Annotated in this window: 1 protein-coding gene; it reads left to right on the plus strand. The window is 74.2% G+C overall.

The genetic code is table 11. The features are described from left to right. Nucleotides 1-39 precede the first annotated feature (39 nt). On the plus strand, nucleotides 40-1,549 hold a 1,510-nt coding region (locus WA805_RS31400; protein ID WP_425244153.1), incomplete at its 3' end, for an acyl-CoA dehydrogenase family protein.

The following is a 1,549-nucleotide window of genomic DNA, read 5'->3' on the forward strand; positions in this document are numbered from 1 at the left end:
ACTGGCTGGCCGGCCACCTCACGAGGGCGTAGCCAGGCGATGGCCGCCCACGAGGTTACCAACCAGCCGCCGCCGCTGACCGGTTACGACGCCTCCGACGACCCGGCCCTGATCAGCGCCCTGCGCCGTGAGGGCGCCGGCTGGGCAGAGCCGGAACTCCGCGAGCTCGGCCGGCTGGCCGGCGGCGAGCAGGCGCAGGACAACGGCCGGCTCGCCAACGAGCACCCGCCGCGGCTGCACACCCACGACAGGTACGGCCACCGCGTCGACGAGGTGGAGTTCCATCCCGCCTGGCACGACCTGATGGCGACCGCGGTCAGCCACGGGCTGCACGCGGCCCCCTGGCGCGACAGCCGTCCCGGCGCGCACGTGGCCCGCGCGGCCGGCTTCTACGTCTGGGGACAGGCCGAGGCCGGGCACCTGTGCCCGGTGTCGATGACGTACGCGATCGTGCCCGCGCTGCGGCACGCGCCCGCCCTGGCCAGCGCATACGAGCCGCTGCTGGCCGCGGCCAGCTACGACTTCGGCCTCCGGCCGCCGCTGGGCAAGCGCGGGCTGCTCGCGGGCATGTCGATGACCGAGAAGCAGGGCGGCTCCGACGTCCGCGCGAACACCACGACCGCGGTCGCGCAGCCGGACGGCAGCTACCTGATCACCGGCCACAAGTGGTTCACCTCCGCCCCGATGGGCGACCTGTTCATGGTCCTGGCCCAGATCCCGGGGAAAGGCCTGTCCTGCTTCCTGCTGCCCCGCGTGCTCCCCGACGGCACCCGCAACGGCATGCGCCTGATGCGGCTGAAGGACAAGCTCGGCAACCGGTCGAACGCCTCCGCGGAGGTCGAGTACGAGAACGCGACGGCATGGCTGGTAGGGGAGGAGGGCCGCGGCGTCCGGACGATCATCGACATGGTGAACTCGACCCGGCTTGACTGCGTGGTCGCCGCCGCGACCGGGATGCGCCTCGGCGTCATCCACGCCGCGCACCACGCCGCCCACCGCGCGGCGTTCGGCGCCAGGCTCGCCGACCAGCCGCTGATGGCCAACGTCCTCGCCGATCTCGCGGTCGAGTCGGAGGCGGCGACCACCGTGGCGTTGCGGCTGGCCGGGGCCACCGAACGCGCCGCCCGCGGCGATGAGCGGGAGGCCGCGTTCCGCCGGCTGGCGCTGGCGGTGACCAAGTACTGGGTATGCAAGCAGGCGCCCGCGCACGCGGCCGAGGCGCTGGAATGCCTGGGCGGCAACGGCTACGTCGAGGAGTCCGGCATGCCCAGGCTGTACCGGGAGGCGCCGCTGCAGTCCATCTGGGAAGGGTCGGGAAACGTCGCCGCGCTCGACGCGGTGCGCGCGCTGACCCGCCAGCCGGAATCGGCTGAGGCGTTCTTCGCCGAGCTCGACCTCGCCGCGGGCGCCGACCGCCGGCTGGACGAGGCGATCGCGCGGCTCCGCAAGGAGGCCACCGACCCGGCGGAGTCATCCGCCCGCCGCCTCGCCGAGGCGATGGCCGTCGCCCTCCAGGCGGCGCTGCTGATCCGTGACGGCTCCCCGGCCG

The organism is Trebonia sp., assembly GCF_049794275.1.
GTDB lineage: Bacteria > Actinomycetota > Actinomycetes > Streptosporangiales > Streptosporangiaceae > Trebonia.